Origin of the sequence: Micromonospora sp. BRA006-A, assembly GCF_033433935.1 — a bacterium.
In the GTDB taxonomy this organism is placed as follows: domain Bacteria; phylum Actinomycetota; class Actinomycetes; order Mycobacteriales; family Micromonosporaceae; genus Micromonospora; species Micromonospora aurantiaca.
The window spans coordinates 264,288-277,092 of record NZ_JANCLW010000001.1 but is presented as its reverse complement, the minus strand read 5'-3'; the positions used below and the strand labels follow the sequence as shown (position 1 = coordinate 277,092).

At 68.0% G+C, this 12,805-nt stretch carries 12 protein-coding genes, 1 tRNA gene and 1 pseudogene; 3 read left to right on the top strand and 11 right to left on the bottom strand.

The features are described from left to right. Positions 1-89: 89 nt before the first annotated feature. On the bottom strand, positions 90-1,175 hold the full coding sequence (locus NMK34_RS01450; protein ID WP_318331904.1) for an NAD-dependent epimerase/dehydratase family protein: 1,086 nt from the start codon (positions 1,173-1,175) through the stop codon (positions 90-92). A 37-nt stretch (positions 1,176-1,212) separates the two neighbouring features. After that, positions 1,213-1,434 (bottom strand): hypothetical protein, encoded by a 222-nt coding sequence (locus tag NMK34_RS01445; protein ID WP_318331903.1) that lies wholly within the window; start codon positions 1,432-1,434, stop codon positions 1,213-1,215. A 26-nt stretch (positions 1,435-1,460) separates the two neighbouring features. Here NMK34_RS01445 and NMK34_RS01440 point away from each other — a divergent pair, with 26 nt between their 5' ends. Then, entirely contained in the window at positions 1,461-1,829 is a 369-nt protein-coding gene (locus NMK34_RS01440) for a DUF6223 family protein (RefSeq protein WP_318331902.1), read from the top strand. A gap of 30 nt (positions 1,830-1,859) precedes the next feature. Here the strand turns inward: NMK34_RS01440 and NMK34_RS01435 are convergent, their stop codons facing one another. Both NMK34_RS01435 and NMK34_RS01430 read right to left on the bottom strand, forming a co-directional pair. Beyond that, positions 1,860-2,522: a response regulator transcription factor gene (locus NMK34_RS01435; RefSeq protein WP_318331901.1), complete on the bottom strand. Its 663-nt coding sequence runs from the start codon at positions 2,520-2,522 to the stop codon at positions 1,860-1,862. Beyond that, entirely contained in the window at positions 2,519-3,685 is a 1,167-nt protein-coding gene (locus NMK34_RS01430; protein WP_318331900.1) for a sensor histidine kinase, read from the bottom strand. Before NMK34_RS01430 ends, NMK34_RS01435 begins: the two co-directional genes overlap by 4 nt. Before the next feature lie 131 nt (positions 3,686-3,816). Between NMK34_RS01430 and NMK34_RS01425 the strand changes: the two genes are divergently transcribed. Continuing rightward, positions 3,817-3,888 (top strand) — tRNA-Lys (locus NMK34_RS01425). An 85-nt stretch (positions 3,889-3,973) separates the two neighbouring features. On the opposite strand, the gene NMK34_RS01420 is transcribed toward NMK34_RS01425, so the two are convergent. From NMK34_RS01420 to NMK34_RS01395, 6 genes are all read right to left on the bottom strand, one after another. Next, the gene (locus NMK34_RS01420; RefSeq protein ID WP_318331899.1) at positions 3,974-5,194 is read right to left on the bottom strand and encodes a tyrosine-type recombinase/integrase; all 1,221 of its coding nucleotides are present in this window, start codon (positions 5,192-5,194) and stop codon (positions 3,974-3,976) included. Then, positions 5,194-5,391 carry an excisionase family DNA-binding protein gene (locus tag NMK34_RS01415; RefSeq protein WP_318331898.1) on the bottom strand — a complete coding sequence of 66 codons (198 nt, stop codon included), beginning with the start codon at positions 5,389-5,391 and terminating at the stop codon, positions 5,194-5,196. The genes NMK34_RS01420 and NMK34_RS01415 overlap by 1 nt, the downstream gene beginning before the upstream one ends. Next, complete coding sequence (locus NMK34_RS01410) at positions 5,388-6,959, bottom strand: replication initiator (protein WP_318331897.1); 1,572 nt, start codon at positions 6,957-6,959, stop codon at positions 5,388-5,390. Before NMK34_RS01410 ends, NMK34_RS01415 begins: the two co-directional genes overlap by 4 nt. Positions 6,960-8,103: 1,144 nt before the next feature. After that, a complete protein-coding gene (locus NMK34_RS01405; RefSeq protein ID WP_318331896.1) occupies positions 8,104-8,796 on the bottom strand; it encodes an MAE_28990/MAE_18760 family HEPN-like nuclease in 693 nt (230 codons plus the stop codon). Beyond that, a complete protein-coding gene (locus NMK34_RS01400) occupies positions 8,793-9,938 on the bottom strand; it encodes a DUF262 domain-containing protein (RefSeq protein WP_318331895.1) in 1,146 nt (381 codons plus the stop codon). The genes NMK34_RS01405 and NMK34_RS01400 overlap by 4 nt, the downstream gene beginning before the upstream one ends. Beyond that, entirely contained in the window at positions 9,931-11,235 is a 1,305-nt protein-coding gene (locus NMK34_RS01395; RefSeq protein ID WP_318331894.1) for a hypothetical protein, read from the bottom strand. The genes NMK34_RS01400 and NMK34_RS01395 overlap by 8 nt, the downstream gene beginning before the upstream one ends. Before the next feature lie 683 nt (positions 11,236-11,918). On the opposite strand from NMK34_RS01395, the gene NMK34_RS01390 reads away from it, so the two are divergent. Continuing rightward, positions 11,919-12,317 carry a hypothetical protein gene (locus tag NMK34_RS01390; protein ID WP_318331893.1) on the top strand — a complete coding sequence of 133 codons (399 nt, stop codon included), beginning with the start codon at positions 11,919-11,921 and terminating at the stop codon, positions 12,315-12,317. Positions 12,318-12,607: 290 nt separating this feature from the next. Here NMK34_RS01390 and NMK34_RS01385 read toward each other — a convergent pair. Further along, positions 12,608-12,805 (bottom strand): annotated as a pseudogene (locus tag NMK34_RS01385) (transposase family protein); the annotation flags it as partial.

Sequence of the window (12,805 nt, the reverse complement as noted above, 5' to 3'; positions counted from 1 at the left end):
TCCCGGCCCGACGGCGCCCGTTCCGCCCGCGCCATCGCATCCGCCCTTTCGCAGGGCGAGGTGGGGCGAGGCGGCGAGGCAGGGCGGGGTCAGTAGGGGTTGGGGTGTCCGGGGAGGTGGCCTCTGGTCAGGGCGGCAGGTCGACCGGGGAGCGCCGGGTCCGGGGACAGCGGCGGGGAGTCGGTACCGGCCCGAGCGGCCATCCCGGCGAACAGCTCCTTCAGGGCGGTCACCGTGTCGACGGCCGGGCTCCAGCCGAGTTCGGTCTCGGCGCGGTGGCTGGACATCAGCGGCACGTTCAGCGCCAGGTCGACCCACCCGGTGTCGACCGGTTGCAGCCGCGCCCGCCAGGTCACCGCCGCCGCGGCCCGCAGCACCGGCACCGCCACCGGCAGCGGCGTCCAGCCGTGGAAGTGCCGGGCCACCAGCTCCGGCGTCAGCACCGGGTCGGCCGCCACGTTGAAGGCGCCGCTCGCATCCCCCAGAACCGCCCGGGCGTACGCGTCCGCCACGTCGTCGGCGTGCACCGCCTGCATCCGGAGTCGCTTGTTCGACGGCACCAGCGGAATCCGGCCGTACCGCAGCAGCCGCACCGGCACCAGCGGGCCGAGGAAGTAGCGGCTGATCTCCGTACCGGCCTCCCGCTGGAAGATCAGTCCCGGCCGCAGGCGTACGACGCGCAGCTTCGGGTGCTCCCGCTGTACGCCGTCGAGTAGTGCCTCGACCTCCGCCTTGTCCCGGCTGTACGACGACGTCTCCACACCGGTCGCCGGCCAGTTCTCGCTGACCGGCTGGTTCTTCGGGCCGGGCGCGTAGGTGCCGACAGATGAGGCGTACACGAGGGCCGGAACGCCGACCCGGACGGCGGCCTCGATCACCGCGCGGCTGCCGCCGACGTTTGTTCGGTGGAGCGTGCGCCGGTCGTGGCTGGGCTGGATCTGCCAGGCCAGGTGCACGACCGCCCGTGCCCCGGCGAAGATCCGCACGAGCTGGTCGGCGGCACCAGGTGCGCCGATGTCGCAGGCGTGCCACTCCACGTCGTCGTACGGTTCACCGGCGTCCGGCCCGGGCAGCCGGCGGGCCACGCCGACCAGTTCGGTGCCCGCCTCCCGCCGCAGCCGGCGCAGCACTGCCGTCCCCACGTTGCCGGTCGCCCCCACGATCACGATGCGCATGACGGGTGCGGTACCCGCTGAACCGGGCAGCAACCGCTCACGGACGGGGGTTCGTGCTCAGCGGCAGCCCGCACAGCGTCTGGTTCTGCCCCGGCAGCCAGGCGTGCACCTCACCGCCGAGCCGCCGCCGTTCACGCCCGGCGGCGACAACCCCTGGGGTACGCGGGCGGTGCGCGTACTCCCGTGGTGGTAGCCCGATCGACGACTCCGGGGCGACGACCGGCGGCGATGCCCGTCCATACGCTGCCGCCGTCACCACTTGCCGCGACCCGAGGGAGTCCCAGAATGTCCATGCACCTGCTCGCCGGCGCAGTCGCCCCGGCCGCGCACGCCTCGCTCGCCGCCGGTGGCATCGGCGGCTCCGGGCGGGCCGGCGCCACAGTCATCGCCCTGGTGGGCCTGGCCGGCGTGGCCGTCGGCGGGTTGGCACTGCGCCGCTCCCGCCGGGGGCCGGGCGAGGGGCGGGTCCAGGCCCTGCTGGCTGCCGCGGCCGGACTGGTCAGCCTGGTCCTCAGCGTGTGGCATCTGGCGCTGACCACCGAGGGCCTCGGCAGCGGTCAGGGACGTGCCGGTGCGGTCGCCGGGGTGGCGTTCGGGCTGATCGGGGCGGTGCTGGGCGGGCTGGCACTGGCCCGTTCCCGGCGCACCGCCTGACCGGCATCTCGTTCCGTCCTGGCGGCTCGGTCAGGAGGCGGTGAGCCAGCCGGGGACGGTGAGCCCCGACTCGTACGCGAGCACCACGAGCTGGGCCCGGTCCCGTACCCGCGTCTTGGTCATGATCCGGCTGACGTGCGTCTTCGCGGTGGCCGGGCTCAGCACCAGCCGGGCCGCGATCTCGTCGTTCGACAGGCCGGCGGCGACCAGGGCGAGCACCTCCCGTTCCCGCTCGGTGAGCGCGTTCAGCCGAGGGCCCGGGTCCGGGTGCCGGGTCCGGGCGGCGAACTCGGCGATCAGCCGGCGGGTGACGGCCGGGGCGATCAACGCGTCGCCCCGCGCCACCACCCGGACGCCGTGAATCAGCTCCGCCGGCTCGGTATCCTTCACCAGGAAGCCGCTCGCGCCGGCCCGCAACGCGCCGTACACGTAGTCGTCCAGGTCGAAGGTGGTCAGAATGATCACGCGGGCGGCCGTGCCGGTGACGATCTCCCGGGTCGCGGCGAGCCCGTCCAGCAGCGGCATCCGGATGTCCATGAGGACGACGTCCGGCCGTAGTTCCCGCGTCAGCCCTACCGCAGTGGCACCGTCGGCGGCCTCGCCGACCACCTCGATGCCGTCCTCGCCGTCGAGGATGGAGCGGAAGCCCGCGCGTACCAAGGTCTGGTCGTCGGCGAGCAGCAACCGGATCATGTCGTCTCCCCCTGTGCCGTGCGTGGCGCCGGGACCGGCAGCGGGGCGGGCCGCAGCGGAAGGCGGGCCCGCACCAGGAACCCGCCGTCCGGGCCGGGCCCGGTGGTGAGCGAGCCGCCCAGCGCCCGGGCCCGCTCGCCCATGCCGAGGATCCCGTTCCCGGGCGGGCCCGTGGGACCGGCGCCGTCGTCCGCCACCTCCACCAGCACCTCGTCGCCGTCCGGCACGACCCGGACCACCGCCGTGGTTGCGCCCGCGTGACGGCTCACGTTGGTGAGCGCCTCCTGGACGATCCGGTACGCGGACAGATCCACCTCCGGCGGGAGCGGCCCGGTCTCCGTCACCTCGGTACGCACCGTCAGCCCGCATCGCCCGGCCGCCGTGACCAGCTCGTCGAGGCGGTCGAGACCGGGCGCGGGCCGGCTCGGCGACGTACCCTCCTGCCGGAGCACCCCGAGCGCCGCCCGCAGCTCGCGCAGCGTCTCCCGGCTGGTCTGCTTGATCACGGAGAGCGCCTCCTCGGACCGTTCCGGATCGGGCCGGTGCAACGCGGCGCTCGCCTGCACGCTGATCAGCGACAAGTGGTGGCCGAGCAGGTCGTGCAGCTCGCGGGCGATCCGCAGCCGCTCCTCCGTGGCCCGGTGGCGGGCCTCCTCCTCCTTACGCTGTTCTGCGGCAAGCACCCGGGCCTGCACCTCGGCGAGGTAGGCCCGCCGGTTACGGGTGACGCCGACGATGACCGCGACGAGCCAGCCGGCGTGCAGCAGCGTCGCCCCGTTCCCGCTGACACCGGTCCGGGTGTAGCTGTCGGCGACGGCGAACGAGACGACAGAGGCCACGCCGAGCCCCACCGCGACCGCGAGGTACCCCTCGTCGACGACCGTGTACAACGCCACGACGAACACCAGCATGATCGGCCCGGGCCGGTGCAGCAGAGCGCCGTACGCGGCGACCGCGGCCAGCGCGGCCACGCCCACCGCCACCGGGTGTCGCCGGCGCAGGTAGAGCGCTGCGGACGAGGCGAGGACGACGAGTAGCGCCACGAGTTCGGCGGTGGTGTCGATGCCCTCCGACTGCACCACCAGGCCGAGCAGGGCGACCAGGGCGACGGCGGGCACCACTGCGGCTTTTGCCTTCAGGCCGTGCCGGTGCCAGCTCGCCATTGCCGAAGCGTAGCGGCCCGAGGACGCAGCGGAGGGCCCCGAAGCGGCGTCGTGTCGGTGTCGGGGCGTGGTCGGAGGGTCGATGCGCGACGCACGCCGGGCTGATCGGCTTCGGGTAACCTGTGCCGTGCGGGCCGCTAGCTCAATGGCAGAGCTGTGGACTTTTAATCCATAGGTTCAGGGTTCGAGTCCCTGGCGGCCCACTCTGTTGCAGCTCAGCGGCCCTTTGCGGGGGCCGCTTTTGTTGTGCTCCGGGCCGGTACAGCAACGAAGTACAGCAGTAGCGCGTTACCGGTCCAGTGCGCTGCCGAGTCGCTTGAGGGCGTCGCGGGTGGCCGCCGAGGAGACCACCGTGTAGATCTCCATGGTGATGGCGAACTGGGCGTGCCGGAGGATCTGCATCGCCACCCGGGGGTGCACGTCCAGGTCCGCCAGGAGCGAGGCACAGGTCCGCCGGGCATCCCGGACGGTGATCCGCCGGACGCCGGCCGCGTCGCAGCGGCGGTCCCAGAAGCGGTTGAAGTTGCGCGGCTCGACCGGCCGGCCGTAGCAGGTGGTGAAGATCAGGTCTGAGGGCTGCCAGGCCGGGCCGGCGGTATCCCGGGCGGTGGTCTGGGCGGCACGGCGGCGGCCGAGCGCCACGGTGCAGATGTCCGGCAGCGGCAGGGTGGCGTCCGAGGCGGCCGTCTTCGTCTCTCGGTGCAGCAGTTCGGCACCGACCCGCTGGAGCTGCCGATCGATGGTTAGCTCCCCCGCGTCGAGGTCGACGTCGGCCCAGGTGAGCCCCAACATCTCGCCCTTGCGCAGACCGAGCACCAGGACCAAGACGTACGCGGCGTAGAGCGGGTCGTCGTCGGCGCGGGCCGACTCCAGGAAGCGCCGTGCCTCGTCGCTCGTCCACGCCTTCCGCTTTCGCTTGCGTACGGGTGGCAGCTTCACCAGGGACGCGACGTTGCGGGAGATCAGCCCCTCGGTGATCGCCTGGGAGAGCAGCGTCCGGAGCACGGTCCGCAGGTGGGTGACGCTGGTTGCCGAAGGCAGATTCTGGCAACAGCGGCCGAGGGCACAGCAGCGACGCTGGGCGAGCTTGCGCCGCTCGTCCTTGCCCTGGGCACAGCACTGGCAGGTCCGCCCCACCTCGTTGATCCACGTCTGCACGTCGCTGACCCGAAGCTTGTCGAGGCGTTTCCGGCCCAGCCCTGGCACGAGGTAGAGCCGGACCACCACCTCGTAGGTGACGTAGCTGCCCGGGGCGAGGTTCGGCTTGACGATCTCGCGCAACCAGTAGCCGGCGTACTCCCCCACCGTCGGAGAGCGAGTCGCCACCGGTCCGGCCTTCGCCAGGCCATGCAGCTTGATCCACTTGTCGTGGACCTCCTCGCGGGTCTTGCCGTAGACCCACTTCCGACCCCGCTTCCCGTCGGGCTTCTCGACCCAGACGTAGGCGGCGAAGCCGTTGCGGTAGGGGAAGATCGACCCCTCACCGTTGGCGCGGGCGCGTCCGGGCATCAGGCCGCCTCCTGCCGCTCGATCTGATCGCGGATGTAGTCGTCGACCCATTCGGGGAGGATGCGGCGGTACTTGCCGTCCTTGATGGAGCGCAGCTCGCCGGTGGCGATCTTCATCTTGACCTTGGAGATGCCGAAGCCGAGCAGCACGGCGACTTCGGCCGGCGAGTACCAGCGGGGGCGGAGATCGTGGCTCATGCGGCGGCCCCGGTGAGCCAGGATTCGTAGGCAAGTTCTTCCCGGCCGACACGGCTGCTCTCGCGTCGCTGTCGGGCGGCGGTGTTCGCGAGCAGGGCGTCTCCCTCGCTCAGCCAGCCGGACCCGATGTAGGTGAGGGTGCCGACGGTGATGGTGTCGGCGGGTTCGTCGTCTTCCGTCCGGCGGTAGGTGGCGCGGGCGTCGCGGAGCTGGCCGAAGGTGACGGAGTAGCGACGGGCCTTGGTGAGGAAGTGGCCGCCGAAGCCGAGCATGTGCGCCCAGCGACGCAGCCCGCCGTAGACGTTCGGTTTGGCGTCAAGGCCGTCTTGACGGTCGCCGGCCGTTGCGGCGCCACCGCTCCCGTTGGTCTGGGTAGGGCGGCCGAGGTGCCAGCAGGCGTCGATGAGCCGGGCGACGTGGTCACCCTCCGGATCGGCGTAGTCGTCGATCGTGGCCGGGGTGAGCCGGGTCAACGAGTGCCCGGTGGCTTCCGTGGCCTTGGTGGCGTACTTCGCCAGGTACGCGGCTACCTTGCCGTCGGTCAGCTCGTCGCCAGCGGTGTTGATCCGCCGGACGTCGACCTGCTCACCCCAGGCGACCAACCAGCCCTGCGGCCGGTCCGGATGCGCAGGTGCAGTAACCGTGATCCGCGAAGCGGCGGTGCGGACCGCTTCCTCCAGGTCGTCGACGGTGATGCCGTCCGGCGGCGGCACGAGCGCGTCCCGGTCGTCCGCGTCGACACCGTCGAGACGCAGCAGTGTGTGGAAGTGCACCGCTGCCCGACGCTGCATCTCGGCGACCTTGCCATGGGACACCCGCACAGGCGGCACCCAGCGGACCTTGCCCGAGGCCGTGACGACCCGGACGAAGGGGATGCCGCGCTTGCGGCACAGGGCTGTGAGGTGACGTTCGATGGCCTGCTTGGTGCGCCTCCACAGCTCGCCGGAGAGGTAGTTCCAGACGACCTGGTGGGCGTGGTCGTAGCAGTCGAGGCACAACGGCTGCCCGAGCCGCGGATCATCGCTGTCGTGGCGGGCGAAGCACGCCGCAGGCTGCCCGTGCGGGCAGGTGCCGGCGGTGCTGCGGGCGCGGCAGGGTGCGGACCGGCAGTCGCAGCGCTGCCGGTGGCGGCAGGTGTGCCGGGGGACGTGCCGGTGGTGGACCGGGCCGAAGGACGGGGCGGTGAAGGTGGCGAACACGACCGGGTGTCGGCCGACCGAGTCGGGGACGCCCTTGCCGCCGGTCAGGCCGCGACAGACCACTTGGTAGGCGTCGCCCTGGTAGACCCAGGCGCAGTCCGGGCACACCGATTCGCGGCGGTTGCCGCACGCCTTGTAGAGCGTGCGGTCGGGCAGTTCGTCGGTGTGCAGCTGGCCGGTGATGCGGCCGGTGTCCCGGTCGACGGCGGCGATTGTGCCGGTGAGGCGGATCGGCCGCGAGCAGCCGCCGGCGGGGCGGGTGTGCTCCATCCAGCCGGAGAACTCCAGAGAGGCGGCGCGGTGCAGGACCTGGGCGTCACGGCCGACGACGAGACCGGGCCGGTAGAGGGTGAGCGGGGTGGTGGACACGACTGTCTCCTCTTCAGGGGGTGGCAGGGACGGGAGACGAAGCACCACCAGCCATGGACGTCTGTCCGCTGATGGTGTTCGTCGTGTCTCCTGGCACCGCCGAGAGGGCGGCTGACGCCGGAGGGCGGAGTCGTGGTCGTGCCACTTCCCGCCGATGGGTCATGTCCTTTCACGCTTCTGGACTTGGCAATTGGGGCCGGCACGGGTGGGGAGCCTGAATGTCGGCATCCGGCGGGTTGCCGCAGACTGCCCCCACCCGTGGAGATGCGCGAATCCGGGCCAACGTAGACGGCAGGAAGACCGTGCTGGGCCGTACAGCGGATTCGGAAGGCCGGCACAGCGGCCGGTGCGATCGAGAGCCGTCGGGGCGTAGCCCGCATCAGCGGCAGGAAGGGCCGCTCGGCATCTCCGACGTCGAGTCCAGCGATCCGGCAGGAAGGCCGCGCTAGCGTGCTCGACGAGCGCCAGAGTAGCACCGGGTACCGACACGTCAACCCGCCGTGACTCCTGCGCGCCGGGTGGGACGGTCGGCTGCCGGCCGTGTCGGCTGCCGGCCGGTGTGGGAGGACTTTCTATACGTCTATCAAGGCGGCCCTAGACGGGCCGCACGCGCCGCCGCCTGGGCGCGCGCCGGCCGCTGCCGCTGTCGCTCTGCGGCCGTCACGCCGGATGCCCGGCGGCTGGCGCGGGGAGCGGGAAGCCCGGAGGGCCGCCGCAGAACGACAGACTGTTGACCGGTGGGGTGGTGGGCCGGCAGCCGGCCGGGCCGCGCGGCCACGAGCCCGCGCGGCGAAGGAAAGCGCACGCCGGCCGCGTCGGCGAGCTGGCGGCGGTCGCGGGGTTGCGGTTAGGGCGCCTCCGGCGGGGGCGCTCCGGCTCCAGGATGGCCGGGGCTCCGCTGGCGGGTCACGGTCCGTAGGTGGTTGCGGAAGGGAGCCATCCCGCCTGCCATCGACCCGGGCAAGCCGAGCAGACCACCGCCCGACCCGCCAGCGTCCGTGCGAGCGTCAAGGCTGTCTTGACGTGGCGGGCCGGGCGACGGCCCGCTCCCCAGAAGGGCGGGTCGACGGCAGACAGTGATGGAAGTGTGTAAGCTAAGGCTATTGGAAGTGGCTTCCCTCGATAGCCTAGTGGTAGTTATTCATCATCCCGTCCGTTGAACCGGCACCTTAAAATACTCCCGAGCGACGGCAGTGGTAATAAGCCGGGCTAGATCTTGCATGAATTGCTCGCACGTACGCTGGTGTGCCTGAAACAAGCCAGGTGGGATCCGCTCTTTGCGGTTCCCGTGCGCGATGTCGTTCCGGGTATTCCGGACAAACTCGATCGATTTGAAGTAGCTTCTGCTTACTTCGCTTTCGGGGATCCCCAGGCGAAACAGCGTCCGTCGCAAAACGTCGCTTCCGAAGTTCATTTCCATCGATACTGCGGCGTCGGGATCGATGGTTACTGCCGACATCTGTAGGGTGCGGATCCGCTCGACAAACTCAACTTGCTTCTTGGCTCGCCGCGTCAACTTTCCGTCTTCGCTCTCAGTGTCGGGCGACGGAAGCCGCAGCGCTTCGAATTCCGCGGTGCAGGCCGATGCAAACAAGTGAGGCTTTAGCTCATGTGATTGCATCTTCCGAGCATTGATGGCAGTAACGTACAGCGTGAATGCCTGACGAGCGTACCCCTCAAGGTGGGCGTACTGCATAACGAGGATGGAGCGAAGTGCTGCCACTGGCCATTCTTCTGGACGGCGCGCGCCCAGCAGTTCGTTGCGCAGGCGCCGCAGCTCGTCAAGGCGCCAAGCCAAATCCTCCTCAAGTTGTACGCGAAGATCATTGAGGTTCATGAGGCCATCGCCGATCGGAACCGGTCGGCGAAGTAATCGACGCGGGCCTTCATGGGATTACGGTAGTTCTTACCTCCCCCGCTGTGCTTCAGGAACTCTTCATCTGGTTTGCCGGCAGATACCACCTCGGCAAGCCGTCGAATATGGTCGTCGTCCATTGGGTCAACCTCATCGAGGACGGCCTGCAGGCCGAGAGTCAAACCCTCGTAGTGGTAGACGGAAAATTGGCCTCGGGGCTCCGCTCCGCCACCCATGCTGCCAAAGATTTTGTAACCAAAGTCCAGCTTATCGGAGATCAGTTTCAGGATCAGGAAAGTCTTTTTGAAAATGGCCCGTTCGGATTCGTAATTGAACGCGGTCCCGGACTCGGGGTCTGAGACTGACTCCATGTACTCTGTCAGGAAGTCAGCTATGTCGTGCACGTAATCGCCGAAGTTGTTCTTCATCGCAAAGAACCGAAGCACCAGCTCCTGGTCGAACTTGCGGTTCCGCTGCTGAGAAGAGATGATGTTAGTGCAATGCCGGAAGTTGACATCGCCGCTAAGTTCGATGATCAAGTTGTTAAAGTCGTTCGACAGCAGACGGATGGTCGCATTGCGAACCTCCTGCTCCGACAGTCTCTCGCCGCCGGTGTTCAGACGCTTGAACATGTAGTAGCGGAGATGCTGGTCGCTTTCCTTGCGGAGAATCTCGGCTCTGATGTAGCTGCGCTTCAGCTTGATCTCGAGCGATTTTGGTAATGACTTGTACGTGTGGCCGTTCAACTCCCTGACGATGTCGCAATCCACGAGCGTCAAGGGATCGCGGTACGCGTCACCCGCCCTGAGTTGGCCTCGAAAGTTTAGGAAGGAGGAAACGCGTTGCAGGCCGTCAATCAGCTCGTAGATTCGGTCTTCACGCTCAAGGAGGAAGATGGGCGGGACAGGTAGCTCCAGCAGCAACGATTCGATGAAACGTGACTGGGCACCCTCTGTCCAGCGGAACATTCGCTGAAACTCGGGCCGGATAATGAGCTCCCCGGAGGAGTGCATATCTGCAAGCTCGTTGAAGGAGAAGTCCAAGCTGTTCGTTCGGACCGCATTGATCTTTTCGTCGATGGCTTGAATCAAACTGCCGGTGGCATCGGCGGCTAGCTCAGTCATCCTTGCCCCTCGTGAAAGTGAGAACGGTCTCGTAGACATCGCCCTTGGTGTACGCACGCGCCGCAGTGTTCACGCTGGTAAGAATGCGATCGACCCGGAAGCGACGGGGCTTGCAGGTCCATCCACGCGCGGACATCTCTTCCTCGCAGATTTCGGCCAAGCGCACGTGTACATCCTTGTAGTAGGAGTCCTGCACCACGAGGACGGCGCTAGCTCGAGGGGCAGCCACTCGCTGGATCTCATCAAGGCTTCCAACTAGGTCATTCAGATACTGGATGGCTTGTTTCCGGTAATAGCCATTAGACGCCTTGCTTGAGTGACTCTTGATCCGGTCCACCAAGTCTGTTGCTAAGGGTCCGTAACTCAGCTGTTCGTCCGATGGGCGGATGAGAGTTGTTCCCATTAGCCCCGCTCGAAGGCGCCGGTCCATCCGGATATCCACACCCAAGACGGCCAGCTCCCTTGCGTACGCAACTGCGTAGTCGATGCGAGTCAGGTACGGCGGGGACGTCAGGATGACATCAATGCTGCCATCTTTGATTGGTAGTGCGGAGGATGATGCGGTTACCAATGCAACCGACTCTTTTTCTTTGTCTCTCGGCAGGGTCCTAAGACGCGACAGGATATGGTGCTGATCGGCGACGATGAGCGAATCCAGTTCGTCTGCAGGCACATCCACCAGCTCGTCCGGAGAGGCAGCTCGTCGAACCCAAGTCGGATTGCTTCCTTGGAACTTACTGGTAAGGCTTTTGACCACTCGGAAGAGTGCAACCTGTCCGAGCGTGGCAGAGGCGCGTGATGCGAGCGTTAATTCCGAGGTCCAGCTGCGTAGCCGCTCAACGGTGGGGTGCGTAAACCACGCCGAGAGGGGATCGTCTGCGCTGGCTGCGGCGAGGGGCCCCTTCGGCGGTGGTATGGCCTCGGCGCTTGATTGGACTTGGGTTCGTAGCCTCGCGATGACGTTTGCGATTGGGTTAAGGTCGACGCCAACCGACTTGTAGCCGAGTGCTTGTGCCGCCAGGGTGGTCGTGCCGCTGCCGTTCCAAGGGTCGAGGACCCGCGGTTCGCTTGACGTAGCGAGGCTTGGCAGAAGGCCGCGAGCCCAGTCGAAGGAGAAGCCAGCGTAGTAAGGGAAGATATCTGCTAAGCCGACCATCTCGACTCGAGGGCGCTTAGGTGACCGATGCTCAGGCCTCTCCGGGAAGAGTGTGCCGTTGGTTGCATCCCAACTGGGCGCCGCCACACTCTGAGGGTTGGCTGCCACCCAGCTCCCCACTTTCCGATCTTGCTGTGCCACCGTGTCACCACCTTACGGCAGAGGTGGCTCTCGATCGAGGGGTGGACCAAAGCGCGCTCAACGACGTCACGCGAGGATGGGGTTCGCTTGCGAGGTCTCGCCGCCCTGCTGTGGCACAGACTGGCTCCCAGCCACCTAGGCCGAGACCGGCGCCAGGAGAGTGGCTTCGAAGAGGCTTGCCAACAAGGGATGTGCTGCAGATGCCCCACCGGCGCTGTTGCCTGCTGAACCTCGCTCCTCGACAGCACCACCCCGCCTCCCGATGCGTGCCGGCCTCGGCCGCCGGCGGAACGGCCGCCCACAGCAACGTCAGCGGACGGCCGCACGCTGACGCGCGCTGGCGCGGACGAGGCTCCGAGCCTGCAGCCGTTGCCGGCCCCGTGCGGACGCGACGCCCTGACGAGCAGCCAAGCCGGCGAGCAGCAGCGGACGACCGCGGACCAGAAGGCACGTCAAGCAGGAAAGACCACGCAGCGAACCATTGTCTTGGTGCCGACTCGTAATGCGTCGGTCGGCCGGCGTTGTGGGGGGCGACGCGCCACAGGCGATATGCCAGCACAAACCTCCCCCCGTCGGTAGGCATGCTTCTGCCACCCAGCAGCTTGTGGATCAAGGTGGCCGGGCTCGCCGTAGGTCAGGACGGCGCATCGAGGTCTGTCACCGCTGATTCCTACACTGTGGTCATGAGATTGCGTAGCGTTGCCGCCTGTGTGGTGGCCCTCTTGACGCTGACTGCGGCTGGGTGCGGCAAGGCACCGTACAACGAGCGGATGAAGTTCCTCGACGGCATCTCCCAGAAGGGCATCGACTACCGGGCCCAGCTGTACGACCAGCACACCGAGCCGTCCAAGGAGGCGTGCAAGATCGGCTATGACCTGCTCGATCCGGACCTGCCGGCCGACAGTGAGGTCGGAGATACCACCGTCAAGTGGCGGGAGCAGGTGGAAGAGGCCTACATCAAGAGCTGCATGACCGGTGAGCTGAAACCCAAGCCCGACGTGGACGGCGTCGACGCCGTCACCCCGGTTCCCGTCACCGCCCGCCCCGTCACGCCCAGCGCCCCACCGTCGCCTGCCACCTGATCGCACCGAAATCTCCCTCTCCGGCCCCCGATCCTCTGCGGATCGGGGGCCTCGTGGGTCAGGGCGCGGCGGGCCCTTCCGGGTTCGCCGATTTCGGGGAGTGGTACGGGCGTCGGAGTGGTCGAGCTGGGTCCTGGACGTCTTCGACGTCGTCCAGCCAGCAAGATCATTAGGCGCACACTGGGCACAACTGACGCCGACAAGGACTGTCAACCGCTGCAAGGCGACGCAAGAACTCGCCGAGGTCAGCAGGCCGATCCGCCTGATCTGGGATGATCAGTGAGCCATTTTCATCCTGCGTGGCGGTCGGCTTCGACGCGGTGCAGGACGAGGATGGCCTGCACGATCGCGGTCGCTCGGCGTGGTCAGCAGCGCAGCTTGACCAGGATTTTCCAGGTCTTGAGGGTGGCGATCGCGCGTTCGCCGCGGGCGCGGATCTTCGCGTGCGCTCGGTTGACGGCCTTCTGCCGGCGTGACAGCTTCGGCCG

Bases quoted from the DNA above. Each gene is read 5' to 3' on its own strand.
- NMK34_RS01450 (WP_318331904.1), bottom strand. From the start codon at position 1,175: ATGCGCATCGTGATCGTGGGGGCGACCGGCAACGTGGGGACGGCAGTG.
- NMK34_RS01440 (WP_318331902.1), top strand. From the start codon at position 1,461: ATGTCCATGCACCTGCTCGCCGGCGCAGTCGCCCCGGCCGCGCACGCC.
- NMK34_RS01435 (WP_318331901.1), bottom strand. From the start codon at position 2,522: ATGATCCGGTTGCTGCTCGCCGACGACCAGACCTTGGTACGCGCGGGC.
- NMK34_RS01430 (WP_318331900.1), bottom strand. From the start codon at position 3,685: ATGGCGAGCTGGCACCGGCACGGCCTGAAGGCAAAAGCCGCAGTGGTG.
- NMK34_RS01420 (WP_318331899.1), bottom strand. From the start codon at position 5,194: ATGCCCGGACGCGCCCGCGCCAACGGTGAGGGGTCGATCTTCCCCTAC.
- NMK34_RS01415 (WP_318331898.1), bottom strand. From the start codon at position 5,391: ATGAGCCACGATCTCCGCCCCCGCTGGTACTCGCCGGCCGAAGTCGCC.
- NMK34_RS01405 (WP_318331896.1), bottom strand. From the start codon at position 8,796: ATGAACCTCAATGATCTTCGCGTACAACTTGAGGAGGATTTGGCTTGG.
- NMK34_RS01400 (WP_318331895.1), bottom strand. From the start codon at position 9,938: ATGACTGAGCTAGCCGCCGATGCCACCGGCAGTTTGATTCAAGCCATC.
- NMK34_RS01390 (WP_318331893.1), top strand. From the start codon at position 11,919: ATGAGATTGCGTAGCGTTGCCGCCTGTGTGGTGGCCCTCTTGACGCTG.